The organism is Segatella copri (assembly GCF_009494835.1).
Lineage (GTDB): Bacteria > Bacteroidota > Bacteroidia > Bacteroidales > Bacteroidaceae > Prevotella > Prevotella copri_F.
Genome location: NZ_VZBE01000089.1, coordinates 137,939 through 163,497, shown reverse-complemented (window position 1 = coordinate 163,497; position 25,559 = coordinate 137,939). Strand labels below are relative to the sequence as shown.

Genomic DNA, 25,559 nt, shown 5'->3' with positions numbered 1-25,559 from the left:
ATTTTGAACATATTGTGATAAGATGTGAATAGTCATTTATCACCGAAAAGCCGTACCTTTGTACCCAGATAATAAATGAAACGTAAATCAATAGAAATCATTAAGAAGAAATGAAGAAAATAATCATCTTATGTTTCGCGCTCGGAGCTTTCCATACACTTGGCGCACAGGAGACGCTTACGCTCAGCCAGTGCCTGCAGATGGCAGTGGATAACAACCTGTCGCTCCAGAGCAGCCGAAACGAAATAGCTAAGGGAAAGTACGCTATCAGCGAAAATCAGGCTAAACTCTATCCGCAAATCAATGCGGTGGCACAGCTCAACGACAACTTTACGCCACCTGTTTCGGTTACCGACGGCTCGGCTTACGGCAAGCCTTATAATGTAACCAAGACGTTGCAGTATAATGCTTCGGCAGGAGTACAATTGCAGATGCCGCTGTATAACCAGATGATTCTTACCGCCATCGACATCACCAAGATTGCCGATAAACTCAACCAACTCTCTTATGAGAAGGCGCGTGAAGACCTTATCGTGCAGACTGCCAAGATGTATTACATGGCGCAGAACACATCTGAGCAGATTCGTCTGACGGATGACAACATCAAGCGACTGGTAGAACTCAGAAACATCACCCAGGCTTTCTATGATAACCAGATGAGTCTGGAGGTAGATCTGAAGCGAGTGAATCTCAATATCGAGAACCTCACCGTGCAGCGCGATAACGCCATCGCCATGCTCGAACAGCAGTATACCATGCTCAAGTATGTGATAGATTATCCTGCCGAGAAGGAGATGAAGGTGACAGCCGTAGATCCGGGAAAGATAGAGATGGTGAAGGCTGACGGACTGGATACGGGACTCTACGAACTCCAGTTGCTGGAACAGAAGAAACTGCTCACCCAGAAGCAGACCAAACTAGCCAAGGACGGTTATCTGCCATCGCTCTCGCTGACCGGAAACCTGATGTATTCTGCCTTTACCGATAGGATAGATCACTGGATTCATTCGGGCGAATCAAACCACTGGTATGGTTCCAATGGTCTGGGCATCCAGCTGCGAGTGCCTGTATTCGATGGTTTTGAAAAGCGTTCTAAAATCAGAAAGGCGAAGATAGAGGAGGAGAATGCACGCATCGGTTACGAGGACGCCCTGAAGGGACTGCAGGCAAACTATATGAATGCGGTGAGCGAGGTGAACAACAGTCAGCGCAACTACAAGAAACAGTTTGATAATTATACCATGGCGCAGGATGTTTACAACGTAACGGCCGACCAGTATAAGGAGGGTGTGGCTTCGATGACAGCGGTGCTGCAGGACGAGATGCGCATGAGCGAGGCAATGAACAATTATCTCACAGCCTACTATCGCTACAAGGTTGCCAATCTCTCGCTGCTCAAGTTGACTGGACAGCTCAACCAGATTTCGGTTGCTAAATAACGGAGAAGAATAAATCATTAAAAAATAAAATATAAACAGGAAAACGGGATGTAAAAAAGTTTACTTCATATTCCCTGATTCCAAATTACAATAAAACTATGGAACAGAACGAAAATAAAAATGTAGAAACAGCAGAGGCTACACAGGTATCTCACGAAGAAACCAGGAAGAAACTCAAGAAGCAGCGCGTAAGACAGATTGTTGCCAGTCTGATAGGTGTTGCTATTCTGGCTTTCGGACTCTGGAAAATCGTATGCCTCTTCCTCGATTATAACTCTAACGAAACGAGCAATGATGCTCAGATAGAGCAATATATCTCGCCGGTTAATCTCCGTGCATCCGGCTATATCGCCAAGGTATACTTCAGAGAACATCAGGAAGTACACAAGGGAGATACCCTCCTTGTGCTCGACGACCGGGAGTATCGTATCCGTCTGATGGAGGCTGAAGCAGCTCTCAAGGATGCCAAGGCAGGAGCCAATGTCATCAACGCTACAGAGCAGACCACCGAGACATCCGCTTCTATCTATCAGGCATCCATCGATGAAATAAATGTACGACTTGCCAAACTCGCCAAGGACTGCGAACGCTATCGCAACCTGGTAGAAAAGAAGGCGGCTACTCCTATCCAGCTCGAACAGCTGGAGGTAGAATATGCAGCCACCAAGAAGAAACTCGAAGGGGTAAAGAAGCAGCAGGCTGCTGCCTATAAGGGAGTAAACGAGGTAACTACCCGCAAGCAGAATGTGGCTGCCTCCATCGAGCGTGCCGAGGCTGCCGTAGAGATGGCAAAGCTGAATCTCTCTTACTGTGTGGTTGTGGCCCCTTGCGACGGTAAACTGGGTCGCCGCTCTATCGAGGAGGGACAGATGGTAAATGCAGGAACCACCATTACCTACATCATTCCAACCAACAACAAATGGGTGATTGCCAACTATAAGGAAACCCAGATAGAGAATCTCTATGTAGGACAGAAGGTGCGTATGACCGTAGATGCCATCAGTAACAAGGAGTTTGAGGGTACGGTGACCGCCATTTCTGGTGCTACCGGTTCGAAATATTCGCTGGTACCTACAGACAATTCTGCTGGCAACTTTGTCAAGATTCAGCAGCGTGTGCCTGTAAGAATCGATTTCAACAACCTCAGCAAAGAGGATAATGAGCATCTTGCTGCCGGCATGATGGTGGTTGTCAAGGCTGAGAGAAAGTAAAAACAGCTAGATGGAAATGAAGTAATATATGGAAGAAGAATATAAGAATTATCCGTTTTATGATTGGGTGCCCAAACCGCTCGGCATCATCTTCATGATCATCCTCTTCGTGCCGATGATTACGATGAGTGGCGTCTATTCTGCCAACAGCGGCGAGATGATGAGCGGGCTTGGCATCCAGTCGGAATACATCGCCTTTGCGGGCTTCTGCACCTCGATAGGAATGGCGGCTTTCTCGCCGTTCTTCTATGATCTGGTGTGCATCCGGAGAGAGAAGATGATGTGTATCGTGGGCTTCTCCATTCTCTTTATCCTCAGTTTCGTGTGTGCCCAGACCGACTCGCTGTTCATACTCGGACTGTGCAGTCTGCTGATGGGTTTTGTCCGTCAGACGCTGCTGATGGCGCATCTCTTCGTGCTCATCAGATATGGTTTCGGAATAGAGGCTACGAGGAATATCACGCCGGGATGCGAGCCTACTACCGAGGAAGCATGGGATGCGGTAGATTCGGAGAAGATGGTGTCGCAGCCGGTCATCTATCTCTTCTTCATGATTATCGGACAGTTGGGAACCTGGCTTACGGCATGGCTTGCCTATGCTTATGAGTGGCAGTATGTTTATCATTTCATGATGGCATTCATGCTGGCAGGCATCATCATCGTGTTCTTCACCATGCCTTATCATAAGTATCCGATGCCTAAGTTCCCGATAACGATGTCGAAGTTTGGTAATGTTACGGTGTTCAGTATCATGCTCTGTTCGTTTGCTTATGTCATGGTTTTCGGCAAGACGCTCGACTGGTTTGATGATCCTACTATCCGTTTCTCTTCGGTGGTCTGTCTTATCTTTACCGCTCTGTTCATCTATCTGGAGAAGACGAGGCGTTCACCTTATTTCATCATGGAGGTGTTCCAGCTCAGGGTCATCAACTACGGCATCCTGCTCTTCTTCCTGCTGATGGTTTGCAATTCGAGTGCCATGTTTGTCAACGTGTTCACCAATGTGAGCATGAAGATAGATAACTGGCAGAACGCCACGCTAGGCAACTGGGTGATGGTGGGCTACACCGTGGGACTGATATTCGCCGTCATTGCCCGAGCCAAGAATGTTCACCTGAAGTGGATGTACTGTCTGGGCTTCCTCTTTATCGGAGCCTATGCGCTGTACATGTATTTCGAGGTACAGAACGACGGTATGTATGAGCGTATGAAATGGCCTATCATCATCCGTTCTACGGGAATGATGCTGCTCTATTCGCTCATCTCCACGATAGCCAACCAGCGCATGCCTTACCGCTTCATGTCAACCTGGGTTTGCATCATGCTTACCGTTCGTATGGTCATTGCCCCTTGCATCGGCTCGGCGCTCTATACCAATGTGCTGCAGCACAGACTGCAGTATTATGTAACCCGCTTTGCCCAGGATTACGACCGCACGAACATCGAGACGGCGAAGACTTACGACCAGACGGTGAGAGGCATGCAATATCAGGGCAAGAGTGTAACCGAGGCGCAGAATATGGCTGCCATGAGTACGAAGGGAAAGGTACAGGTACAGGCCACGCTGGTGAGTATCAAGGAGATGGCAGGCTGGACCTTCTACGGCTGTCTGCTGTGTGCCGGACTGATGCTCGTTCTCCCTTGGCGCAAGCGCAATATCGGGGAACTGACGCGTGAGTATCTGCTGAAGAATGTAGATGTGAAATCCCTGGGAAGAAGGTAGGGGAGTGCTAAAATATCATAAAAGATACAGGCTGCTCATCTGATGAATGGATATTTTTGTTATCTTCGCAGTTAAATCTGAAGATAACAGACCCATATTCATCATGAAAATAACAGATAATATCATCATATATGAGGCTCATGAGTTTCCTCAGCTGTTGATGCAGCCTTTCTACTCCGACTATGTCGGTATCGTAATCTGTCATCAGGGGATGTTCCGTTTCTGTGTAGACGGAACATCCTTTGTTGCATCTGAGGGTGAGACCGTTTTCCTCTCCAAAGGAGTGATGTTTCATGTGCAGGAAACGGGCAAGAACCTTAAATATACCCTTCTTTTTTACCGTGCTGAACAGATTCGTCACATGTTGGGCAATACCGTGGTTACCATGCGTCTTTATGCTACGATTTATCCCAAACCCTGCCATGTCAGGACGACGGGTTATGAGGATATGCTCACTTCCTATGCCCTGATGCTGAGGAAACTGGAGCTGGAAAAAGAGAAGAGTGGTGAACTGGATGCCTATTGTGTGCATGAGCAGAAACTGTTGCTGATGGCTGTTACGTACCGTTTGTGCAGCATCTTCTCGGCATCGTTCAAGGCTGCCGGCAAGGAGATGGAACGGAAGATTGCCATCTTTGAGTCGCTGGTGCTGCTGATAGAGAAGAATTATATGCGTGAGCGCAGTGTGGCTTTCTATGCAGACGAACTCTGTCTTACACCGAAATATCTGTCGGTACTGGTCAAGTCGGTTTGCGGTCAGACGGTCCAGCAGTTGCTTTTCAAGGCGATGATCCGTCGCAGTATCTATCTGATGAAGAACACCACGAAGACGATACAGCAGATAGCCAATGAACTCAGTTTTCCCAATGCTTCAGCCTTCGGAACCTTCTTCAAGAAACATACCGGTCTGTCGCCTAAGCATTACCGTAATTGGGAAGAGGGGAATGAACCGCCTTCTTTCAAATAAAGATTTCATCCTATACCTATAAAATAAAAAAGGGACAGAGGAATCGTTCTGTCCCCTGTCCCGAAACTGTGATATAACTAAAACAACTGAGCGAAAGCTTCGGCTGTCTTTCCTGTATAGGTCTTCATCTCTGTAACCGGCTTGTAACCGAAATCCTTGAAGGCAAGGAGCTGTGTGGCAACAAACTGGTGGTCGTCAGAGATGCAAGCCTGTAACTTCATATTACCCATGCTGATGGCAGAAACAGGGAAGTTGCTGATCGCTGTTTCTACATCCTTTGGGGCTGCACTGAGGATGTTCTCAAGCTTTCTTCCATCCTCTGCAGAATATTCTTTCTCTTTTATCTTAATCACGCTGTTGGTAGGTTGATAGATGAGCTTGACTGTCAAACCCATGAAACCTTTCTTTACCTGTACATCCTGGAGTGCCAATACATCAGCACCCATCTCTAAATGATTAATCTTTGCCATAATTTTATACTGTTATTTGCTTATTCTTAATTCTTGAAAAATAATATATATTGAACTGTTTTTTGTTTTGAATAGGGGTGTAGCCAGTCTTATCGCAAATCTTAGGAAAGATGCGATAAACCTATATGAAATTTTAAAAAGAGAAAAGAATAAGCACTAACAGAGCAGACGTCGCAGGCAAATGACATAATACTTGCTGGCGACATCAAAGTGGATTGGGGCAGTTTCCTGTCGGAAAGGCTCCATGCCACCTTCTATAGCTGATAAAAGGGATGATAAATAACGGATTCTATTTGTAAGCAATCTACTGGCAGTCTGACTGTTGTGCATATTGCCACTTGGCAATAAGCGCTGCGGACGGCTGCTACAGATGCGGTAAGCAAGCTGCGAGGCGTTTTCAAGCTGTGCCTCAGGCTGGCTCTTGTCATACTCAACCTTCGCCAAACCATCTTTCTTATGGCTTGCATCTTCGGTATAAGAATCCTCGGGAGTAAAAGAAATAGAGGCAGCAGATACCTCTCCATAGCCTGAGAAGACCATGGACACCAGAAAAAGGATGTATAGTATCAACTGCCTCATATTAAATATATTATGGTGTCAGGATGAACTCCTGACACCGGGGATGATTAATAGCTTCTTGCGATGATGACACGGGCTACGGCTGGTTTGCCGCTTACCATATCTACACCTGGAGTCTGCTCGTAAGCGAAAGGCACGCAGCGGATAGTAGCCTGAGTTTCCTCCTTGATCTTAGCCTCGGTCTCGGCTGTACCGTCCCAATGGCAGAGGAAGAAACCACCATCCTTCACACGCTCCTTGAACTCCTCGTAGTTGTCGCACTCGTAAACGTGAGCATCACGGTAAGCACGAGCCTTCTCGAAGATATTCTTCTGGATGTCTTCCAACATATTCTTTACGCGCTCTACGATACCGTCGAAGCTTACGTTCTCCTTCTCCAAGGTATCACGGCGCATAATCTCGATGGTGTTGTTCTCCAAGTCACGGCCACCCATAGCCAGACGAACAGGAACACCCTTCAACTCATAGTCAGCGAACTTGAAGCCAGGACGCTTGGCAGGGTTATCATCATACTTCACGGTGATGCCCAACTCGCGGAGCTGGTCGATGACAGGCTGCAACTTAGCAGTAATCTGAGCCAACTGCTCGTCGCCCTTGTTGATAGGGACGATAACCACCTGGATAGGAGCCAGCTTTGGAGGCAATACGAGACCGTTGTCATCGCTGTGAACCATGATGAGGGCACCCATCAGTCGGGTAGAAACACCCCATGAAGTAGCCCATACGTACTCAGGCTTGTTCTCCTTGTTCAAGTAGGTAACATCGAAGCTCTTTGCGAAGTTCTGACCCAGGAAGTGAGAAGTACCGCTCTGGAGAGCCTTACCATCCTGCATCATTGCCTCGATGGTATAAGTGTTCAGGGCACCGGCGAAACGCTCAGTCTCACTCTTCACACCCTGCAATACAGGAACACCCATGTAGTTTTCAGCAAAATCAGCGTAAACCTTGAGCATCTCCTGAGCCTTTGCCTCAGCCTCTTCCTTGGTAGCATGAGCGGTATGACCCTCCTGCCAGAGGAACTCAGAAGTACGGAGGAACGGACGGGTACGCATCTCCCAACGCATTACGTTACACCACTGGTTGCAGAGGATAGGGAGATCACGCCATGAATGAATCCAGTTCTTATAGGTGTTCCAGATGATGGTCTCAGAAGTAGGACGGATGATGAGCTCCTCATCGAGCTTTGCGTTAGGATCAACCTCAACCTCTTTGCCATCCTCTGTAGAACGGAGGCGGTAGTGGGTAACTACGGCACACTCCTTGGCGAAACCTGCCACGTGCTCAGCCTCACGAGAGAAGAAACTCTTCGGGATGAGGAGAGGGAAGTATGCGTTCTGTACACCTGTCTGCTTAAACATCTTGTCGAGCTGCTGCTGCATCTTCTCCCAGATAGCGTAACCGTATGGTTTGATAATCATACAACCACGAACTGGTGACAACTCAGCGAGATCAGCCTTTACTACCAAATCATTGTACCACTGACTGTAGTTGTCAGCGCGCTTGGTTAAATTCTTGAGTTCTTTAGCCATATTGCTTTTTTCTATTTATTTTGTTTTTTATTTCTTCTGTTACTTATATATTAAGGTATAAGCATGAGCCCCTTCATCATCTGCTGACGGCAGTTCATCTGTCTGCAGGTGTCTGAAATCCTACTTTTAGGGATTTTCCACCCCCAAATAGGTGATTTCCTAGCTCTATTTCGACAAATACCCTTAAATTTGCATGCAAAAATACAAAAAAATATTAGAAAACTCTCCATTATGGAGAAAAAAGAGTTATCTTTGCAATTAAATAACATAAATATAGGAGATTTTAAAATGAAAAAGACTAATTTTGCAGTTGCAGGCCTCTCTTTGTGCTTGCTTTTCTCAAGTTGTGGAACCAATCAGAAGACTGGTACAGCTGTAGGTGCCGGTTCTGGTGCAGCTCTGGGTGCTCTCGTTGGTGGATTGCTCAACAATAGCCATCGTGGTACAGGTGCACTTGTTGGTGCTGCTATCGGTGCAGCTGTTGGTGGCGGTGCTGGTAACCTCATCGGAAAGCACATGGATAAGGTGAAGGCTGAGGCTGAACGGGTGAAGAATGCACAGGTTGAGACTGTAACAGATGCCAATGGCTTGTCTGCCGTTAAGGTAACATTTGCTTCTGGTATCCTCTTCCCAACTAACGGTTCTACTCTCAGCAGCAGCGCAAAGACTGATTTGGCTCAGTTTGCCGGTGTATTGAAGAACAATACCGACTGCGAGGTTTCTATCCAGGGTTATACCGATGCTACAGGTAATGATGGTATCAACTTGCCATTGAGCCAGAAGCGTGCTGAGGCAGTTTACAACTATCTCGCTTCTTGCGGTGTTACCAGCCGTCAGGTAAAGAATGTTCAGGGTTTTGGTTCTGCTAACCCTGTTGTTAATACTACTGCTGCTTGCGCCCAGAACCGTCGTGTAGAGGTTTACATGTATGCTAGCCAGGCTATGGTTAACGCAGCCAACAACGGTACATTGAAGTAATAAGTTTCATGCTCCCGGAAGGGAAAAACTAAATAGATGATTTTGAAGAAAATCAAGAATATAGTAAAATGGGTGGTGGTGCTGTTTTTCAGTACCACCATTCTTGCTGTAGTGGCATATAGGTTCATTCCTGTATATGTCACTCCTCTGATGTTTATCCGATGCTTCCAGCAAGTAGCTGATGGAGAGAGTATTACCCTGCATCATCATTGGGTTTCGATGGATAAGATTTCGCCTCACATGCCAGTGGCGGTAATGGCGAGCGAAGATGCGAGATTCCTGAAGCATCACGGTTTCGACTTCAATGCCATCGAGAGTGCGGCGAAGAATAATGCACGTGGTGGAAAGGTGCATGGAGCCAGTACCATCAGTCAGCAGACTGCTAAGAATGTCTTCCTGTGGCCTGGCCGTTCATGGACCCGCAAGGGATTTGAAGTCTACTTTACCTTCCTCATCGAAATGATGTGGAGCAAGCAGCGCATCATGGAGGTTTATCTCAACAGCATTGAGATGGGACCGGGTATCTATGGTGTGGATGCGGTTGCAGAATATCATTTCGACAAGAAAGCGAAAGATCTGTTTCGTGGCGAGTGTGCGCTGATAGCAGCTACACTTCCTAATCCGCGCAAATTCAGTTCGCTGCATCCTAGCGCTTATATGAAGAAGCGCCAGCGACAGATAGAACATCAGATGAGATTTATCCCTACCTTCCCTCGTGAGGGCGAAGATTTCGACCCAGGCACGGCTGTGGGAGGATATAGGGGGAAGTAATACTTAGTTTATAGTTTATAGTTGATAGGGGTGACCTTAAAATAGTTTTTTGCCTCAAATATTGATTCATGGATTTACTGAAAGACTTGAACGAAGCGCAGCGTGCTGCGGTAGAATATATTGACGGACCTTCGCTGGTGATAGCCGGTGCAGGTTCGGGTAAAACGCGTGTGCTTACTTATAAGATAGCTTATCTCCTGAGCCAGGGCATGAAACCCTGGAGCATCATGGCGCTCACCTTTACTAACAAGGCAGCAAGGGAGATGAAGGAACGTATCGGAAAACTGGTGGGAAATGATCTCGCACAGCATCTCTATATGGGTACTTTCCACAGCATCTTCTCCCGAATCCTGAGAGCGGAGGCTGAGCATATCGGCTTCAACAACAACTTTACCATTTATGACGAAAGTGATTCGCGCTCGCTGATCAAGGCGATAGTGAAGGAGATGGGGCTGGATGATAAGAAGTATAAGCCTGCTGCCGTTCATGCCAAGATTTCGATGGCGAAGAACAACCTGATGAGTGCTGCGGCTTATGAGAGCGATGCGGCTATCTTCGAGCAGAACAAGCGTGCGCAGATGCCTGAGGTTGGTAAGATTTTCGTGGCTTACGTGCAGCGCTGCAAGCAGGCTAATGCCATGGATTTCGATGATTTGCTGACGCTTACCTATCAGCTCTTCAGGGAGCATGAGGATATTCGCCACAAATATGCCGCCCGCTTCGATTATGTCCTGGTGGATGAGTATCAGGATACCAACCACGTTCAGATGTCTATCGTCATGCAACTCTGTCAGGAGAAGCAGCGTGTTTGTGCCGTGGGTGATGACTCGCAGAGTATCTATAGTTTCCGTGGTGCCAATATCGATAATATTCTCAACTATCAGCGCCAGTTTCAGGGCACGCGTCTCTTCAAACTGGAACAGAACTACCGCTCTACTCAGACCATCGTTGAGGCGGCTAACAGTCTGATCAAGCATAACCGCAACCAGATTCCTAAGGATGTGTTCAGCGAGAATGCGAAGGGTGAGAAGATTCAGTATAAGCCTGCTTACAGCGACAAGGAAGAGGCGGCGATTGTGGCGAAGGACGTGAAGCGTATCCGGCGCGAGGATGGATGCCAGTATAGTGATTTTGCCATTCTCTACCGCACCAATGCCCAGAGCCGCAGCTTCGAGGAGGAGTTCAGAAAGCAGGGTATTCCTTATCGCATTTATGGCGGACTGAGTTTCTACCAGCGCAAGGAAATTAAGGATATTATTGCTTATTTCCGTCTGGTGGCGAATCCGGATGATGAAGAGGCTATCAAGCGTATCATCAACTATCCGGCACGAGGAATAGGGGCTACTACGGTGCTGAAGATTGCTGACTGTGCCCATCAGAACCAGGTGAGTTTCTGGGAGGTAATCGGTGCCCCTGAGCGGTATGGACTGGCGGTTAACAAGGGTACAATGAACAAGCTGGAAACCTTCAGGTTACTGATTTCTTCGTTTATCGAACGGGCTCAAACTACGGATGTCTATGAATTGGGTGATGCCATTATCAAGGAGAGTGGTATCAGTCAGGATATCATGTCGGGCAAGGATGCCGATGATCTGGCACGTCAGGAGAACTTGGAGGAATTCTTGAGCGGTATGTCTGCTTTTGTGGAGGAACGCCGTGAAGAGGGTAGGTTTGATGAACTCTTTCTGCAGGATTATCTGCAGGATGTGGCGCTGCTGACCGATGCTGACAGCGATGGTGATAAGGATGAACCTCGTGTCTCTCTGATGACGGTTCATGCTGCCAAGGGTCTGGAGTTTCCTACGGTCTTCGTGGTTGGTTTGGAAGAGAATATCTTCCCAAGTCCGCTTTCTGCTGCTTCGCTCAGAGAACTGGAGGAGGAACGGAGATTGCTTTACGTTGCCATTACGCGAGCTGAGAAACATTGTATCCTGACGAACGCCAAGAACCGCTGGCGATATGGCAAGATGGAGTTTGATAATCCGAGTCGGTTTATCGATGAGATTGACGGCAAGTTGATTGATAGCCTGGATGAGGCTGGTGGAAGCTTGTTTGGCTCTATGTCTGACCAGCCGGAGTGGGCGAGAGCGCAACGTCCTCGCAGACCATGGGAGGATGCTGAGCAGCCTAGATACAGTAGCAGGTATCAGAATTCCAAACCGGTAGCATCGCAGTTTGTGGCAGATCCTAAGCCTTCTCTCTTTGATGATGAACCTGAGACTTCACGTACTTCCGGACGCTCATCTCTCTCTGAAGGCAATTTCAAGTCTGTTAGAGCGCTGAATGCAGCTAAGCGTTACATGGAGGCGCATTCTTCTCATCCTGCTTCTCGCGGTACTGGATCTTCTGCAGCATCAGTTTCTTCTTCTACAGCATTATCTGCTGGCAGTTCTTCTTGTGGTTTGCAGGAGGGAATGAAGATAGAACATCAGCGTTTTGGACGGGGAACAGTATTGAAGATTGAAGGTACTGGTGAGAATACGAAGGCTACGGTTGAGTTCGTTCATTCTGGCACCAAACAGCTTCTGCTGAAATATGCCAAGTTTACGGTAGTAGATTAAGTTTAGTAGTCTGATTTTGCGTTTTTAATAATATATTAGGGCTCTTTAGTATGCTAAAGTACTAAAGAGTCTTAATTTTTTTGTGTAATTATTTGTTCTTCTTGTAACTTTTGTTTATATTTGTAGCATATTTACGAACGATATGCAAAAAAGAGTTTAATATTTAACTTATAAACAGAACGATTATGAAGAAATTAATGATGATGGCAGTAATTCTGCTTGCTGGTGTAGGAAGTGTAATGGCACAGAGCGATTACAAGCGCGGTATCTTTAACCATGTAGGTCTTAACGTGGGTGCAGGTACCGAGGGTATTAGTGTTGGTGTGGCTGCTCCTGTTACTAACTTCCTTGAGGTAGAAGCAGGTGTGAACATCATGCCATCTTTCAAACTGTCTGGTGATTTGGATGTAGATGTCAATACTAGTTCTTTGCCTCAAGTACCTAATGTTCAGTACCCAACCAGTGCAACCATTCATGCAGAAGGCTCATTCGACCGTACCACCTTTAATGTAAAGGCTAATCTGTATCCATTCGGTGGTGGCAGCAAGTTCTTTATCGCTGCTGGTTTGTCTATTGGTGGTGAGAAGATTGCTGAGGTTACCGGTTCTTGCGATGAACTTCGTGATTTCTCTAATAAATACTTGAAAAATAATCAAACTTTGGAGCAACAGTTCCGTAAGGCTATATCAGCCAACTTGGGTGGTTACAACTTGGAGCTCGATGAGAATTATAACCTTCAGGGCGATATCCGTTGCAAGAATGTTCGTCCATACCTCGGTTTAGGTTTCGGTCGTCTGGTTCCTAAGAACCGTATCGGTTGCCGCTTTGAGTTGGGTTGCCAGTTCATGGGCAAGCTCAAGGTTTACCAGAATGGTAACGAGATAGATATCAATAAGGCATTGGAAGATGCTGGCGAGGATGATCTCTCTAAGTTTGTAAAAGACTTGAAGGTTTATCCTGTTTTGAAGTTCTCTCTTACAGGTAGAATCTTATAATATAGATAAAGAGTTATAAAAATAGATTGGGCAAGACCATCTCTGGTCTTGCCCTTTTTGTTTCTATATACTATAAATTGAAAAAGCGTCCCCGCAGTAGCCTCACGGTCACTACGGGGACTTATAATTACTAACATCTAACTTTAGCATTTTTGTTTAAACTTAAAAACAAATTCTTTATGAGAGTAATTTCTCCATTATCTATAAACATAAACCAAGTATCTCATATATTGCAAGTAACTTGTATCCTGCAAATATCTTGTATCCTTAAATGCAAGTTCTTAGAAAAGTCAAACCCATAGACCAGTATCTCTACTAATATCTTGATTATTTTTATTTTATTGTTTTTGTCTGTTTAATATTTAATACTTTTAAGTTCACAATGCAAAGATATAAAAAAAATGGGTAAACTCCAAATTAATTTTGCTTTATTTTGTGTTAAGTGGCTTTTATTGTACTTATGCGGCGGTTTTTAAGGATTAACCGGCAAAGTTAAGAGGGTGTATCATAAACATTCAAATGCTTTATGATACACCCTCTTTCTCAGGATTCTGAATATTTTCGTGTTTATAACGCTTCGTCTTCAGGACGTGGCATCTGTGTCTGGGGCTTCTGTTTCTTGCCTGACTTCATGAATAGTTTCTTCTTCTTGAGCCATGCAGCCTTGCGTATCTCGTATTCTTCGCGATGACGCTCCAAAAAATTATCTGCCATGTTTCGTTTCCTTTTTTACTTTGCGTTATGAATGCTTATTCTTCTTTAAACTTGCTGTAAATCACCTTGATTCGGATCGGACCAGATGCCACCTTCTTACCAGTCTTCTTGTCTGTGGTATAATCCTTGTCAGAATCATCCGTACCCACGATGAGTCGGGTGGAAGCGAGTGACATATCGTGATTAATCTTGGAGATGACGGTAGTATAGCCCTGTGTGGTTGTGATGACGTTTACAGGAACCAGTACTACTTTATCCCAGTTTTCACTCTTGCCTTTGTTCTTATACATGGCAGAAACCAGGTTGGCGATATTCTGGAATGTATAGGCATTCTTGTAGGTGCCTGTACTGCTGTAGCTTGTAGTATAAGAAGTACGGCTATCTGCCAACTTGCTCTTTTCGAAGAACGACTGCAAACTGTCTTTCTGAACCATCAGGATGGTGCTTGGTGTAGCAAAGTTGTATGGGTTGTCTTCGTCTACATTATTGAGTCGTGGGAAAGAGATGGTAGCTGTGTTGAGCGTGTCCTTCTCATGGCCCTTCATGATGTCATCGATAGGAAGAGTAACCTCGGTGAAGATACCGGCAGGCGACTTGAGGTAAGTCCAGTCCTCCTGACTTGCCAACTTCTTCAAGTTCTCGGTATCATTCTCAATCTTGTTGAGCTGCAATACCTCTTCTGTACCATCAAAACGGTTGTATCCGATTCCAGTACTGTCAGTAACGCCGTCCTTTGCCTTGATGGTCTGGGTCCAGTAGAAGATAAGCTCTGTATTCCAGATCTTAGCCATGTTACCCGTACCACCTACATTCTTGATGTAGAAGCCAGGACAGACGTTGTGCAGGAACTTGAAGTTGGTCTTGAAGTACTTTGGATGTTTAGCGTATGTCTGCAGGATGTAAGATCCGTAGTTCTTATAAGTCTTACCATTTTTCTTGTACTCCTTATTCAAGTAAATCTTGAAGTTCTTGACGTCTGATGTATTGCTCAAGTTGTAATTGCTGCTCCAATGCTGATTGCTTTCGCTTACCCAGCCGTTCTTGAAGGCATCATAATTAGAGTAATATTCCTGATCCTCTCTCATCGGCTCGGTCATCTCATAGGCTGTCACCTTCATAGGGGTGATGGTATCACCGTAGCTGGCGTTGTAAGAAACCAAGAGGTAGCATGAGTCGGCTTCGATAGAACCATTGTTTGCCTTCTTGATATCTAGTGTATCTACAGAGAAAGTAGGCAATACGCTCAACTGGGTCATGTAGTCACCCTTTACATAATTGTGGGTTTCCGGGTCTTTCATATTACCGATAAGGCCCGTGTTGTTGCGGCTCAATACGGAATCTGCTACTATAGACTTTGTGGTAACATTGAACGCTGAGTTAGAAATGTTAATGTTGTCTATCTTATTAGTGATGCTACCACCGATTCCCTCGGTGGTATCATCACATGCAGCGAAAGTAAGCGCTGCTATTACTAATACTGTTAAGAGTCTTAATATTTTCATTATCCTTGTATGTATGTGTCTCTGTTGTCGGAATTTTATTCTGCGTCAGGACAAACCTTGTTGATGAAGTCTGCGTATGGCTCCTGGATATCTTCTCCCGGATAAGCCAGTACAGGCTTGTTCTTCTCCTTCGCATAATCAAAGAGAATCTGGTTAGCTTCTTCTTCACCTTCTACCACACCGTCGCTATAGTCGATGGCGAGTTTGCCGAGCTCAATGAAGTTGAAGTCGTCCTGATAGCCGTCGAGCAGTTCAGACTTGGCATCGCGGAAGGCAACGCAACGTTTGAAGTTGGTACCCAGTTCACCCTTGAGTTCGTTGGTATAGAGAGCGGTAATCACCTTTGATTCTGCAAATGAAGGCTCTTCGCTGTAGGCTGTCTTTACATAGAATGGCACTACTGCGCTAGCCCAACCCTGGCAGACGATCACATCAGGCTGCCAGCGGAGCTTCTTTACGGTTTCCAATACACCACGTGCAAAGAAGATAGCTCTTTCTCCGTTGTCGGCATATTCTTTTCCGTTTTCATCGGTGCCCATCTGGCGGCTCTTGAAATAGTCGTCATTATCGATGAAATAAATCTGCTGTCGTGTTGTTGGTATAGATGCAACCTTGATGATCAGCGGATGGTCTGTATCATCTATGATAAGGTTCATACCAGACAGGCGAATGACCTCGTGCAATTGTCCGCGACGCTCGTTGATGGTGCCCCACTTAGGCATGAAGGTGCGGATCTCAAAACCTGCTTCCTGCATCTTCTGAGGCAGTTCGCGTCCCATGATTGACATGTGAGACTCGGCTACGTATGGGTCGATCTCCTGATTGATAAATAATACTTTTTTTGCCATAAAATTTAAATTTTATTCTTACGAATTACGTGCAAAGGTACAAAAAAAACTTCAAATAGGGGCATTTTTTCTCCGAAATTCATTATTTTCGGCAATAATTCGCATATTTTTAGGTTTTTTCTTTCTCATTTGAGAAAAAAGTTGTTATTTTGCACCCGAAAACAGATTATGACGATGAAAGTATTCAATAAGATTGTTGACCTCCAGAACGAACTCTTCATGTGTCGTAAGGAGGGAAAGGAAATCGGCCTTGTGCCAACTATGGGTGCGCTGCATGAGGGTCACGCCTCTCTTGTTAAGCGCAGTGTAAAGGAAAATGGCGTGACTGTAGTTTCTGTGTTCCTGAATCCTACACAGTTTAATGATCAGGGTGACTTGGATCGCTATCCTCGTACCCTCGATGCTGACTGCAAGCTCTTGGAGGCTTGTGGTGCTGACTATGTGTTTGCACCATCGGTGAAGGAGATGTATCCTACACCAGATACGCGCCACTTTGAGTTTCCACCTGTTTCTACCGTGATGGAGGGTGCCAAGCGCCCGGGTCATTTCAATGGTGTATGTCAGGTAGTGAGCCGTCTTTTCTATATCGTTCGACCAACTCGTGCTTATTTCGGTGAGAAGGATTGGCAGCAGATTGCTGTCATCAAGCAGCTCGTGAAGTACATCAACAGCGATGTGCAGATTGTAGAGTGCCCTATTGTCCGTGATGAGGATGGTTTGGCTAAGAGCAGCCGTAATACTTTGCTGGCTCCTGATGAGCGTGCCATTGCGCCAAACATCTATAAGGCCCTGAAGGAGAGTGTGGAGTATGCCAAGACTCATACCGTACAGGAAACTCACGATAAGGTGGTTGCCGACATCAATGCTGTAGAGGGTCTGGAGGTAGAGTATTTCCAGATTGTGGATGGCGACAGCCTGCAGGATGTTTCTTCATGGGAGGATAGTGCATACGTGGTAGGTTGCATCACCGTTTATTGCGGTAAGACTCCTATCCGTCTCATCGACCATATCAAGTATAAAGGATAAATTCCTCTATAGATATTCTTTATTAAGTTTAATCCGTAACAGATCAAGTAATAACAGAACAATGCAGATAGAAGTATTGAAGAGTAAGCTCCATTGTGTGACCGTAACTGAGGCTAACCTGAATTATATGGGTAGCATCACCATCGATGAGGACTTGATGGACGCTGCTAATCTGATAGCAGGCGAGAAGGTTCAGATTGTAGACAACAACAATGGTGAGCGCTTGGAGACCTATATTATCAAGGGTGAGCGTGGCAGCGGTTGTATCTGCCTGAACGGTGCTGCAGCCCGCAAGGTGCAGGTGGGCGATACCGTCATCATCATCGCTTATGCCCTGATGGACTTTGAGGAGGCTAAGACCTTCAAGCCAACCGTGGTTTTCCCAAAAGAGGGAAACAGGGTTTAATATTCAATGGAAACAAAAGAAAGGGTGTGTCATGGACTTATGGCACACCCTTTCTTTTGTTTTATTACTATATAATTTAAGGTGTAATTGCGATGGGTTAAGGATAGATCTCGATATGGCTGCTGCCGGAGTTGCCATTCTTGATAATCCTTATCTGGGTGGTGATGCGCTCGCTCATCGTGTCGGTATGACTGATGACGCCCACCTTCTTGCCTTGCGAACTTTGCAGCATGGCGAGGGAGTCGATGACGGTGGCTAGGGTATCGGGGTCGAGGGTTCCGAAGCCTTCATCGATGAACAGATTCTCGAAGGAGATGTTACGGGAGGATAATGCCGACAGACCCAGGGCGAGACCGAGACTCACGATGAAGGTTTCGCCACCTGATAGGGAGGTGGTGTCTCGGATATCGTCAGCACGGTCGTGGTCGATGACTCTGATGCCCAGCGAATGCTTTACCTGCTGCAGTTCGTAACGGCTGTTGAACTTTCTGATTTCCTGGTTGGCGTGCGCTATCAGGAAACTGAGCGTATAGCATTGGGCTATCTTGCGCAGCGTCTTGCCGTCTGCTCCGATGGCATCCGTAATGGCTGTCCAGTCGTCCTTTTCCTGCGTTACGAGTTGCAGAGCCTCAGCCTTGTCACCCAACTGCTTTACGGCTTCCTGATGGTTCTGCATCCTGGCTTTGGCAGCAATCAGTTCGTTGCGCTGGCTTCTCTCCTGATACTCCTGCTGAATGGCTAGGAGAGCATCACGGGACTTGGCAGGCTGATGTTCCAAATGCTGCTGATGCGCCTTTTCTGCACTTTGGTAAAGAGCAGTAGTTGAAGCCACGGCTTTCTCCTTTTCGTCCTTTGCCCGTCGGATAGCGTTCCAATCTTCGGCAGAGTGAAGCATCTCTCCGATGATATTTCTGTCGATGAATCTTGATTCTAAGCTTCTTTCCTCGATGCCTTTTTCTTTAGAATCAGTCTCTTCGAAGTCTTTTCCTTCGATGCTCTTTTCTTCAAGCTGCTTGTTATATTCCTCAATCCAAAGGTCGAGTTCCTTTTCCTTCGCCTGCAGATTCTCTTTCATCGTCTTGTTCTGATACAGCATGGTTTGGTGCGAACCTTTACTGTTGGCGAGTTCAGCCTTCAGTTTGTTGATATTCTCGTTCTGGTTATCTGCTGCTTTCGTTGCCTCATCCTTTGCTGCTGTCAGTCTTTGTTCAGCCGCATCAGGCTCTTCTCCATTCAGAATCTGCTTGTATTTCTCCTGCCATTCCTCCATTTCCTTCTTGGTACTATTCCATGTCTGAAGGGCTTTCACGTAAGCCTCCTCCTTACTCTTCTGCTGCGAGATGAGGTTGGTGGTAAGTGCTTTCTGCTCAGCCAGTTTTGTGGTACAGATTGAAGTATTTTCTTGGGCTTTGTTCTGTATAGTTGAAGCCTTGCTTTCATACGCAGCTTCATCCTTTACAGCCTTATCTTTGAGTTGGGTCAGCCGTTCTATCTCTTTCTGAATCTTGTTAAAGAGGCTTAGTTTGCTGCTCGCATCTTTCGCCTTGTTCTCATAGATAGGTAAGAGTGCTTTCAGTTCCGTTCCCGCCTTCGGAATCTTTGGATACTGGGCGATGAGCGCCTTCCATTCCTCTTCGTAACTGGCGATTTCTCCCGACAGCTTTTCCTGCTGTTTCTGGAGCGTCTGTACTTCGCCATCGTTCTGTTTTCTCTCGCCGGAAAGGTTCTTTTCCTGTATCTGCTCCTGTTTCAGCAGATCCTCCTTGACTTTCAGAAGTTGCGAGAGTTCCGTGGTAGCTTCCTCAAACTGTCTGTTGTCGGTATGATAAGGATGGGTCGTGCTGCCGCAGAGCGGACAAGGTTTGCCTTCGGTCAGGTTGGCACGATGAATCTCCCATTTCTCACTCACCATGAGGGTATAGGCATTTCTCAGCGTCAGGGTCTCTTGGGTCAGAGCCTCGATGGTCAACTTGCCCAGGGCTTCATCTATCTCTGCGTTTCTCTTGCCCAAGACCAGGATGCGCTCCTCATTCTTCTGCTTTTCTGTTGTGGCAGCATCGAGATGAGCCACAACCTTGATGGCTTGCTGGACATCCTGCAGTTTCCTGTCGGCTACAGTCTTGCTGTTCTGCAGTTCCTCTATGTTCTGTCCGGCAGTCTTGTTTCTTTCCGTCTCCCAAGCATGTTCTGCGGCTTGCGTCGCTTCGTGCAGAACCTGTTTCTGCTTGGCAATCTCTTCCTTTGTCGCTTTGAGGGCAAGGTTCGCTTTCTCCGTTTCAGCTTCCCATTTTTTGATGTTTCGGGCGTTTTCCTCCACGTCTTTCAGGGCAGATTGATTCTCTTTCTGGGCCAACTCCAATGCCTCTTTCTTTTCAGTCAGATTCGGCATAGCCGCTTCTATTTTTGTTTTCAGCGCTCTTGCTTCAGCGATGACCGGCAGCGCCTTTTCCAGCTGTTCCTGTGCCTTGCTTACTGCTTCCTTCAGACTGGCGAGAGTTTTCTCGCTTTCGCTGATGGCAGACTCTTGACTTTTGATATTTCCTTCCGCTTTCTGGATGTTTTCTTCCTGCTCGTGGATGCTTTGCGTCTGTCGCTCTACTTCCTGCAGCAGGTTGACGGCAGGCTGTACTTCATCGTGCAACTGCAGACGGAGAATCTGGGCTTGCATCGCTTTAATGGCATCTGCTGCTTGCTTCATATCAGACTGGCAGATAGTGATTTGCTTGATTTGCTTATCGTTTTCCTCAAACCATTGCAGGTCTTTCGAAATGGCTTGCAACTGGCTGTCGAGTTCCTTCTCTGCCTTTTCCAACCGGGCGATTTCCTCCTTCAGATGGGCAAGTTCTTCATCGTTCAGCAGGTTCTGTTTTACGGCTTCCACCGATGCTGCCATCTGGTTGTAGTCATCTGTCGCCTGGTCTTTCGCCTTCTTGATTTCAGTAGCGATGTTCGTATAAGTTTCCTCGCATCCGATGAGTTTTTCCAGGAGTTCGTACCGCTCGTTTTCCTTTGCCGTCAGGAAGTTGGCAAACGAGCCTTGGGCGATGAGTACGGTACGGAGAAACTGGTCGTAGTCGAGTCCGATGATGTTCGGCAGCTCGTTCCAGTCGGCAGCTTCCTCCGTTATCTCTTCTCCCTTTCTCGTGATTTTATAAAGCGCAGTCTTGGCGTTCTCGTAGCGTACCCTCTGGAATCTGACGTGCCATTCTGCGCGGTAGATGCTGCCGTTGTTGGCAAGGAAGGTGAGTTTGCTGTAGCCTTCCTTCTTGCCACGGGTCAGGATGTTTCGGCTGTCGGTAGGAGCCAGTCGGTTACTTTCGCTGGCATCGGCAGCTCCGAAAATCTCGATGTTCTGGTTCTTGTCACCTTTCTTCCTGGGGTAGCGAGGGGCGCGGTTGTAGAGAGCCAGACAGATAGCATCGAGTAGGGTAGACTTGCCACTTCCCGTCGGACCTACGATGCTGAAGATGGTACTCTCGCCTAAGGCACCTTCTTCAAAGTTGATGACCTCGCCTCCCTGTTTGTCAAGCGAAGCGAGGTTGAGTATTTCGAGTTGTAGGAATTTCATAATGATGATGTCGTTAATAAATCGGATAACATTTTCTCCTGTCTTTCGTTCATTGGAGCGTTGTGTCTGATGGCGAAGGCTTCTTTCAGCGTGTCGAGCGGAGGACGGTTGATGATGTCTTCTATGCTGGTGATGTGCTGGGAACCCTGGATGGTGGAGAGGTCCAGTTGCGGGATGATGCGCTGGATTTTGCAGAGCACGGCATCCTTTTCGTTGACGAGTTTCTCCAGTTCCTTGATGTCATCGCTGTTCAGTTTCTCCTGTTTCACCTTCAGCATCACGTAGTCGAAATGGTCGCTCAGTTTGCCGTCAGTTCTCTCCGAGAGTTCAGAATTGATGAGCTTCTGCCATTTCTTGAAGGTCAGCTCTTCCTCATCTTCGGGCAGGATGCGGAGGGCGTGCTGAGGCTTGTATTCCAGGAAATCTACTTTCCATTCCTTGCTCTTGCCGGTTTCCTTTCCTTCCTCCTCTTCTCCGTGTTCTATGGTGATGAGGTCGATGCCGTGGGTGTAGTCTTTCTCGGCAAACGACATCGGGAGGATACTTCCCGTGTATCTTGCCCAGTCGGTATTCCAGATATGTTGCCGTTTGTGGATGTGTCCGCAAGTCATATAGTCGGGATGGTCGTTCCATCCTTCCAGGTCCACTTCCTCCTGTCCGCCGATGATGATTTTCTCGCTCGCATCCTTCTTGGCGATATCCGAACCCTTGGCGTACATGTGTGCCATCATGATGCACTTCCTGCCCGGGTATTTCTTTCGAGCCTCAGCCGTCAGTTCTCTCAGAAAGTCGTTGACTCCCTGCGAGTAACTGGCGTTCTGTACCACATCGCTTCTTAGGAAAGGTACGGCGAGGATGATGACTTCTTCTCCTGCCTCGTTGGTTACGGGGATGATGAGGTCATCGAAGGAATAGATCCAATGTCCGCCGGTTTTATCATCGTCCTCGCTTTCTCCCTGCTGCCAGATTTTCCTTACGTTTCCTCTTATTTCCACGTGGTATCGGGTGAGCAGCGGACGGGGAGCCTCCAGTCGGCTGGCGGAATCGTGGTTGCCGGCGGTAATGATGACCTGCATGTTAGGGCACAGTTGGGTAGCATCGGCAAGAAACTCGTAATAAACGGTCTGTGCCGCTGCCGATGGATTTCCGTTATCAAAGATGTCTCCTGCTATGAGGAGAGCATCGGGCTTTTGTTCAGCGATTTGTTCCAGGAGCCATTTCAGGAAATGCTTGTGTTCTGGCAGACGGTCGTTGCCGTGAAACAGGTTGCCCAGGTGCCAGTCGCTGGTTGCTAATATCTTCATACTCATAAGGATGTCTAATCTTAGTCTTTTGCTTAGTCTTTGGCTTGCAATCCTTTAGCCTTTGGCTTGCAATCTGACTACAAAGTTAACACAATTATTTGGGATACGCAAAGAAATAAGCTCAAAAAACGAAGAATTATGGCCGGAAAAGTAAAGATATTCAGGAAAAGTCTTGTTTTATATCTGATAAAGTTGTATCTTTGCAAGGTAGAAATCTTCGTTCATAAACATTGAATGTCCGTTCAGTGTCTTTGAACGGCGGTTCATAGACTTTGAATGTCGGTTCAGTGTCTACGAACGGAGATTTCTCCTAGGATAAAATACTTTTCTTCCTAGGTTTGTGGTCTTTTCTTCTTAAGTATAACAATAAATACTATAGGATATAAAGGCTGTTGCAATAAGAAATACTAATAAACTAAAATAGGAAAGGAAACTGATATGGCTAAGTACAAATTGCAGGAAATGGGGGATATGCGCTATGATGGCAAGCGCAGAGTTTATCCCAAGATGGTGACCAACCGGACACTATCCCGAAAAGAGTTCGTCAAGATGATGCAGAACTACCATCGCGGTATTTCGGAAAGTACCACGGAGGCTGTATTGACCGATGTGGTTGATATGCTGACAGATATGCTCTCCATGGGTTACAACGTGAATCTGGAAGGTTTCGGCACCTTCTCCCTCTCCCTCGCTTTCGAGGATGAGAAACCTAGGGAAATTCTGAATCCAGATGATAAGATGACGTACCGCAAGGTGGGAGTGAAAGACATCAACTTCAAGGCGTCTCCTGAGTTTGTCAAGGATGTGAAGCGTGAAACCGACCGTGACCTGGAGCGTGATATGGGTGGCGTAAAGGTTATCCGTAAGCAGCTGTATTCCAAGGAAGAGCGCATCGCCCGTGCCCTGGAGGTGATAGAGAAGAACGGAGTCCTCACCCTAGGCGATTATGCCTCTATCAACAACCTGAGCCGTACTGCTGCCTCTATGGAATTGAAGGAGCTGACCTGTGATAAATCTTCGCCGATAGATTCACTAGGCCGCGGCAGCCATAAGGTTTGGGTGAAGCGGAAAGAATAAATGCAACGATAGTATTAAAATAGATGTTTAATTTAAATTCCAAATAATTATGAAGCAGATTACTATAGATTTTAAGAACGATTTTGATTGTTCCAAGAAGGAAAAGTCGAAGGCTTGTCGCTCTGGCTATGTACGTTTGGTTCGTTTTATGGATGATAAGAAGCATACTAGACCACAAGTGTATGAGGGCGATTTGTTGGAGGCTATTATGGATGTAAAGAGGGGGAATGTCAAGAACTTCGATACATTGGAGGATATGATGAACTATCTGGAAGCTTAGACATGAGTATAAAATGCCTGGTTAAGAAGTAAATCATTGAACTTTTGCATGTGGTTCAAGCACGGGCTGAAGGCCCAAAAGCTCCTAGCCCAGGGCACCACCCTGGGTGTTAAGGCGTTGTCCCCCTGCGCCCTGTAAGGGCAAAAGCCTTGAATATATGCTGCTTTATAACCAATTTTATTGGGATTTGCAAGAAACTATTTCTCTTTTAAATCATTTGCCGACTTTTCGAAATCAGCTTTGATTTCATCTAATAGTGGATTTCTGTTTTCTACAATGATAGAAGAGTAGAATCCTTGACCTTCAATGGTTGTGTTAGCAGACTGGATGGTATACTTTTGTGGGTCTGCATATTCCTTGAACCATCTTATAAACAAACGATTTCTAACTTCTTCACGGTTGTCACTTGTGTCGCAAATATATAGTAAGACATTCAAGTTTTGAAGGAAGAACTCCTCAATGATGGCAATAATCGTTGTGCTTATTTTATTATCGTATGAGCCATGGATTTTATTGTCATTGTGTATGCAAAATTGATAGCTCATACAACCGCCAAGAGGAAACTCTTCCGTAAAAGAAATGGTATAGTTAATCCCCTTGTCTGTTGCAAACAGATAATCACCCTTATCTGAGCAGATAACTCGATAAGGTGATTTGCTGTTAATGTGATGTAGAGACAATTCTTTCATGCGTTTGCAAATTTAGCATAAATGTCAATGCCATCATATTGTTTTGCTCTTTCGAGCATCTCCTCTTTATGTTTTAGGAGTTGTTTAAACTTTCTGATGGTTTCCTCCTTTGAATTGTTCTTTGTTGCTTGCATAATAACCTCCTTTTTAATGTTATTGTTATTAATTTGGTGGCAAAGATAAGAAAAGTAAATGAGATATGCAAGAAAAAAGACTCAAAATTTTGTGAACCCAATTCTTTTTCGTACTTTTGCAGTTGTCTTGCTGTGGATGGCTAGCGATGAGTCGCTGGCTAGGTAAAAATCCATGGCTTGGCCTATTTTAATAAGAAAGACGTGTACTGACGTTTTCTTCTGAATTATAGGAATCTGGAAAATTCAAATAGACACTCAGAGGAAGATTGTGGTAGGCGTCTACGCATCGTGTATATACGCGAGGCATAGGTGTGCCCTTTTCTTAAATAAGAAGAGGGTGCTCCCTATGCTATCTATATATACAAGTTTGGCGTAGGGTCTATTGCTTCTCCTTGGTGTCTAAGGCATTTTCCAGAGCCTCTATAATCAAGGGTTATATAGAAGTAATTTGATTCCTACGCTTTTCTTTTTATTATAGCCATTACAAACACAAACAATCTTCTCTGCTTAAGGAATCGGTGGAGTATATTTTGTAGAGCTAGGAGACACCGATATGGCAAAGAAAATAGATTGGGAAGCTTTGCACCAGCAGATAAATGAACTTCAGATTGATAAAGATTTGAACAGGGGAAAGCTGCACCCTCTTTCGGAGAAATTCACTATATTTGCAACATGAAGGAAATATAGAAACCATACCAAGGATAGAGTTAGCCCTGATTATCATCGGGGGGTGCATCCATATTTATCTTCTTAATAAACCTCTTGTATTTTCTGGAGTGAACTTAACA

General features: G+C 46.0%; 22 protein-coding genes. 13 read left to right on the top strand and 9 right to left on the bottom strand.

The genetic code is table 11. From position 1 onward, the window contains the following. Positions 1 to 110: 110 nt before the first annotated feature. From F7D47_RS14600 to F7D47_RS14585, 4 genes are all read left to right on the top strand, one after another. Positions 111 to 1,439: a TolC family protein gene (locus tag F7D47_RS14600; RefSeq protein ID WP_022120934.1), complete on the top strand. Its 1,329-nt coding sequence runs from the start codon at positions 111 to 113 to the stop codon at positions 1,437 to 1,439. A gap of 98 nt (positions 1,440 to 1,537) precedes the next feature. Further along, positions 1,538 to 2,650 carry an HlyD family secretion protein gene (locus tag F7D47_RS14595; protein ID WP_153085449.1) on the top strand — a complete coding sequence of 371 codons (1,113 nt, stop codon included), beginning with the start codon at positions 1,538 to 1,540 and terminating at the stop codon, positions 2,648 to 2,650. Positions 2,651 to 2,678: 28 nt separating this feature from the next. Beyond that, positions 2,679 to 4,373 (top strand): MFS transporter, encoded by a 1,695-nt coding sequence (locus F7D47_RS14590; protein WP_153085450.1) that lies wholly within the window; start codon positions 2,679 to 2,681, stop codon positions 4,371 to 4,373. Positions 4,374 to 4,476: 103 nt separating this feature from the next. Beyond that, positions 4,477 to 5,340 (top strand): helix-turn-helix domain-containing protein, encoded by an 864-nt coding sequence (locus tag F7D47_RS14585; protein ID WP_181976423.1) that lies wholly within the window; start codon positions 4,477 to 4,479, stop codon positions 5,338 to 5,340. Positions 5,341 to 5,417: 77 nt separating this feature from the next. Here F7D47_RS14585 and F7D47_RS14580 read toward each other — a convergent pair whose 3' ends face one another. The 3 genes from F7D47_RS14580 to proS all read right to left on the bottom strand — a co-directional run bounded on the left by F7D47_RS14580 (position 5,418) and on the right by proS (position 7,918). Next, positions 5,418 to 5,810, bottom strand: a complete 393-nt coding sequence (locus F7D47_RS14580; RefSeq protein ID WP_118085548.1) for a hypothetical protein — start codon at positions 5,808 to 5,810, stop codon at positions 5,418 to 5,420. Positions 5,811 to 5,966: 156 nt separating this feature from the next. Further along, a complete protein-coding gene (locus F7D47_RS14575; RefSeq protein WP_151200591.1) occupies positions 5,967 to 6,389 on the bottom strand; it encodes a hypothetical protein in 423 nt (140 codons plus the stop codon). Between the two features lie 47 nt (positions 6,390 to 6,436). Then, on the bottom strand, positions 6,437 to 7,918 hold the full coding sequence (gene proS, locus F7D47_RS14570) for a proline--tRNA ligase (protein WP_153082015.1): 1,482 nt from the start codon (positions 7,916 to 7,918) through the stop codon (positions 6,437 to 6,439). 288 nt (positions 7,919 to 8,206) lie between these two features. On the opposite strand from proS, the gene F7D47_RS14565 reads away from it, so the two are divergent. From F7D47_RS14565 to F7D47_RS14550, 4 genes are all read left to right on the top strand, one after another. After that, complete coding sequence (locus F7D47_RS14565) at positions 8,207 to 8,896, top strand: OmpA family protein (protein WP_153082016.1); 690 nt, start codon at positions 8,207 to 8,209, stop codon at positions 8,894 to 8,896. Between the two features lie 36 nt (positions 8,897 to 8,932). Beyond that, positions 8,933 to 9,667: a monofunctional biosynthetic peptidoglycan transglycosylase gene (gene mtgA, locus F7D47_RS14560; RefSeq protein ID WP_022120926.1), complete on the top strand. Its 735-nt coding sequence runs from the start codon at positions 8,933 to 8,935 to the stop codon at positions 9,665 to 9,667. Positions 9,668 to 9,735: 68 nt separating this feature from the next. Continuing rightward, positions 9,736 to 12,228, top strand: a complete 2,493-nt coding sequence (locus F7D47_RS14555; protein WP_153085451.1) for an ATP-dependent helicase — start codon at positions 9,736 to 9,738, stop codon at positions 12,226 to 12,228. A gap of 185 nt (positions 12,229 to 12,413) precedes the next feature. Beyond that, the gene (locus F7D47_RS14550; protein ID WP_153085452.1) at positions 12,414 to 13,223 is read left to right on the top strand and encodes a hypothetical protein; all 810 of its coding nucleotides are present in this window, start codon (positions 12,414 to 12,416) and stop codon (positions 13,221 to 13,223) included. A 567-nt stretch (positions 13,224 to 13,790) separates the two neighbouring features. On the opposite strand, the gene F7D47_RS14545 is transcribed toward F7D47_RS14550, so the two are convergent. The 3 genes from F7D47_RS14545 to F7D47_RS14535 are packed head-to-tail and all read right to left on the bottom strand — an operon-like array spanning position 13,791 to position 16,287. Then, positions 13,791 to 13,937, bottom strand: coding sequence for a hypothetical protein (locus F7D47_RS14545; protein ID WP_022120923.1), 147 nt, complete (start codon positions 13,935 to 13,937; stop codon positions 13,791 to 13,793). A gap of 35 nt (positions 13,938 to 13,972) precedes the next feature. Then, positions 13,973 to 15,439: a DUF4270 domain-containing protein gene (locus F7D47_RS14540; protein ID WP_153085453.1), complete on the bottom strand. Its 1,467-nt coding sequence runs from the start codon at positions 15,437 to 15,439 to the stop codon at positions 13,973 to 13,975. A 35-nt stretch (positions 15,440 to 15,474) separates the two neighbouring features. Beyond that, positions 15,475 to 16,287, bottom strand: coding sequence for a glycogen/starch synthase (locus F7D47_RS14535; protein ID WP_118253531.1), 813 nt, complete (start codon positions 16,285 to 16,287; stop codon positions 15,475 to 15,477). Between the two features lie 174 nt (positions 16,288 to 16,461). Between F7D47_RS14535 and panC the strand changes: the two genes are divergently transcribed. Both panC and panD read left to right on the top strand, forming a co-directional pair. After that, complete coding sequence (panC, locus tag F7D47_RS14530; protein WP_022120920.1) at positions 16,462 to 17,313, top strand: pantoate--beta-alanine ligase; 852 nt, start codon at positions 16,462 to 16,464, stop codon at positions 17,311 to 17,313. Between the two features lie 61 nt (positions 17,314 to 17,374). Continuing rightward, a complete protein-coding gene (panD, locus tag F7D47_RS14525) occupies positions 17,375 to 17,719 on the top strand; it encodes an aspartate 1-decarboxylase (protein WP_089545082.1) in 345 nt (114 codons plus the stop codon). A 97-nt stretch (positions 17,720 to 17,816) separates the two neighbouring features. Here panD and F7D47_RS14520 read toward each other — a convergent pair whose 3' ends face one another. Both F7D47_RS14520 and F7D47_RS14515 read right to left on the bottom strand, forming a co-directional pair. After that, the gene (locus F7D47_RS14520; RefSeq protein WP_153085454.1) at positions 17,817 to 21,287 is read right to left on the bottom strand and encodes an AAA family ATPase; all 3,471 of its coding nucleotides are present in this window, start codon (positions 21,285 to 21,287) and stop codon (positions 17,817 to 17,819) included. Continuing rightward, positions 21,284 to 22,591: an exonuclease SbcCD subunit D gene (locus F7D47_RS14515; RefSeq protein ID WP_194252613.1), complete on the bottom strand. Its 1,308-nt coding sequence runs from the start codon at positions 22,589 to 22,591 to the stop codon at positions 21,284 to 21,286. Before F7D47_RS14515 ends, F7D47_RS14520 begins: the two co-directional genes overlap by 4 nt. Before the next feature lie 438 nt (positions 22,592 to 23,029). Between F7D47_RS14515 and F7D47_RS14510 the strand changes: the two genes are divergently transcribed. After that, positions 23,030 to 23,668: an HU family DNA-binding protein gene (locus F7D47_RS14510; RefSeq protein ID WP_153085456.1), complete on the top strand. Its 639-nt coding sequence runs from the start codon at positions 23,030 to 23,032 to the stop codon at positions 23,666 to 23,668. 49 nt (positions 23,669 to 23,717) lie between these two features. After that, positions 23,718 to 23,948, top strand: a complete 231-nt coding sequence (locus F7D47_RS14505) for a hypothetical protein (RefSeq protein WP_153085457.1) — start codon at positions 23,718 to 23,720, stop codon at positions 23,946 to 23,948. Positions 23,949 to 24,145: 197 nt separating this feature from the next. Here the strand turns inward: F7D47_RS14505 and F7D47_RS14500 are convergent, their stop codons facing one another. After that, complete coding sequence (locus tag F7D47_RS14500; RefSeq protein ID WP_144150639.1) at positions 24,146 to 24,637, bottom strand: DUF6169 family protein; 492 nt, start codon at positions 24,635 to 24,637, stop codon at positions 24,146 to 24,148. 687 nt (positions 24,638 to 25,324) lie between these two features. Between F7D47_RS14500 and F7D47_RS15065 the strand changes: the two genes are divergently transcribed. After that, positions 25,325 to 25,447, top strand: coding sequence for a hypothetical protein (locus F7D47_RS15065; protein WP_262884370.1), 123 nt, complete (start codon positions 25,325 to 25,327; stop codon positions 25,445 to 25,447). The last annotated feature ends 112 nt before the right edge of the window (positions 25,448 to 25,559 follow it).

Excerpts from the sequence above, each read along its gene's own strand:
- F7D47_RS14500 (WP_144150639.1), bottom strand. The coding sequence starts at position 24,637 with ATGAAAGAATTGTCTCTACATCACATTAACAGCAAATCACCTTATCGA.
- F7D47_RS14535 (WP_118253531.1), bottom strand. The coding sequence starts at position 16,287 with ATGGCAAAAAAAGTATTATTTATCAATCAGGAGATCGACCCATACGTA.
- F7D47_RS14510 (WP_153085456.1), top strand. The coding sequence starts at position 23,030 with ATGGCTAAGTACAAATTGCAGGAAATGGGGGATATGCGCTATGATGGC.
- F7D47_RS15065 (WP_262884370.1), top strand. The coding sequence starts at position 25,325 with ATGGCAAAGAAAATAGATTGGGAAGCTTTGCACCAGCAGATAAATGAA.
- panC (WP_022120920.1), top strand. The coding sequence starts at position 16,462 with ATGAAAGTATTCAATAAGATTGTTGACCTCCAGAACGAACTCTTCATG.
- mtgA (WP_022120926.1), top strand. The coding sequence starts at position 8,933 with ATGATTTTGAAGAAAATCAAGAATATAGTAAAATGGGTGGTGGTGCTG.
- F7D47_RS14555 (WP_153085451.1), top strand. The coding sequence starts at position 9,736 with ATGGATTTACTGAAAGACTTGAACGAAGCGCAGCGTGCTGCGGTAGAA.
- F7D47_RS14580 (WP_118085548.1), bottom strand. The coding sequence starts at position 5,810 with ATGGCAAAGATTAATCATTTAGAGATGGGTGCTGATGTATTGGCACTC.
- F7D47_RS14520 (WP_153085454.1), bottom strand. The coding sequence starts at position 21,287 with ATGAAATTCCTACAACTCGAAATACTCAACCTCGCTTCGCTTGACAAA.
- F7D47_RS14600 (WP_022120934.1), top strand. The coding sequence starts at position 111 with ATGAAGAAAATAATCATCTTATGTTTCGCGCTCGGAGCTTTCCATACA.
- F7D47_RS14575 (WP_151200591.1), bottom strand. The coding sequence starts at position 6,389 with ATGAGGCAGTTGATACTATACATCCTTTTTCTGGTGTCCATGGTCTTC.
- panD (WP_089545082.1), top strand. The coding sequence starts at position 17,375 with ATGCAGATAGAAGTATTGAAGAGTAAGCTCCATTGTGTGACCGTAACT.
- F7D47_RS14590 (WP_153085450.1), top strand. The coding sequence starts at position 2,679 with ATGGAAGAAGAATATAAGAATTATCCGTTTTATGATTGGGTGCCCAAA.
- F7D47_RS14515 (WP_194252613.1), bottom strand. The coding sequence starts at position 22,591 with ATGAAGATATTAGCAACCAGCGACTGGCACCTGGGCAACCTGTTTCAC.
- F7D47_RS14540 (WP_153085453.1), bottom strand. The coding sequence starts at position 15,439 with ATGAAAATATTAAGACTCTTAACAGTATTAGTAATAGCAGCGCTTACT.
- F7D47_RS14595 (WP_153085449.1), top strand. The coding sequence starts at position 1,538 with ATGGAACAGAACGAAAATAAAAATGTAGAAACAGCAGAGGCTACACAG.
- F7D47_RS14565 (WP_153082016.1), top strand. The coding sequence starts at position 8,207 with ATGAAAAAGACTAATTTTGCAGTTGCAGGCCTCTCTTTGTGCTTGCTT.
- F7D47_RS14585 (WP_181976423.1), top strand. The coding sequence starts at position 4,477 with ATGAAAATAACAGATAATATCATCATATATGAGGCTCATGAGTTTCCT.
- F7D47_RS14550 (WP_153085452.1), top strand. The coding sequence starts at position 12,414 with ATGAAGAAATTAATGATGATGGCAGTAATTCTGCTTGCTGGTGTAGGA.
- F7D47_RS14505 (WP_153085457.1), top strand. The coding sequence starts at position 23,718 with ATGAAGCAGATTACTATAGATTTTAAGAACGATTTTGATTGTTCCAAG.
- F7D47_RS14545 (WP_022120923.1), bottom strand. The coding sequence starts at position 13,937 with ATGGCAGATAATTTTTTGGAGCGTCATCGCGAAGAATACGAGATACGC.
- proS (WP_153082015.1), bottom strand. The coding sequence starts at position 7,918 with ATGGCTAAAGAACTCAAGAATTTAACCAAGCGCGCTGACAACTACAGT.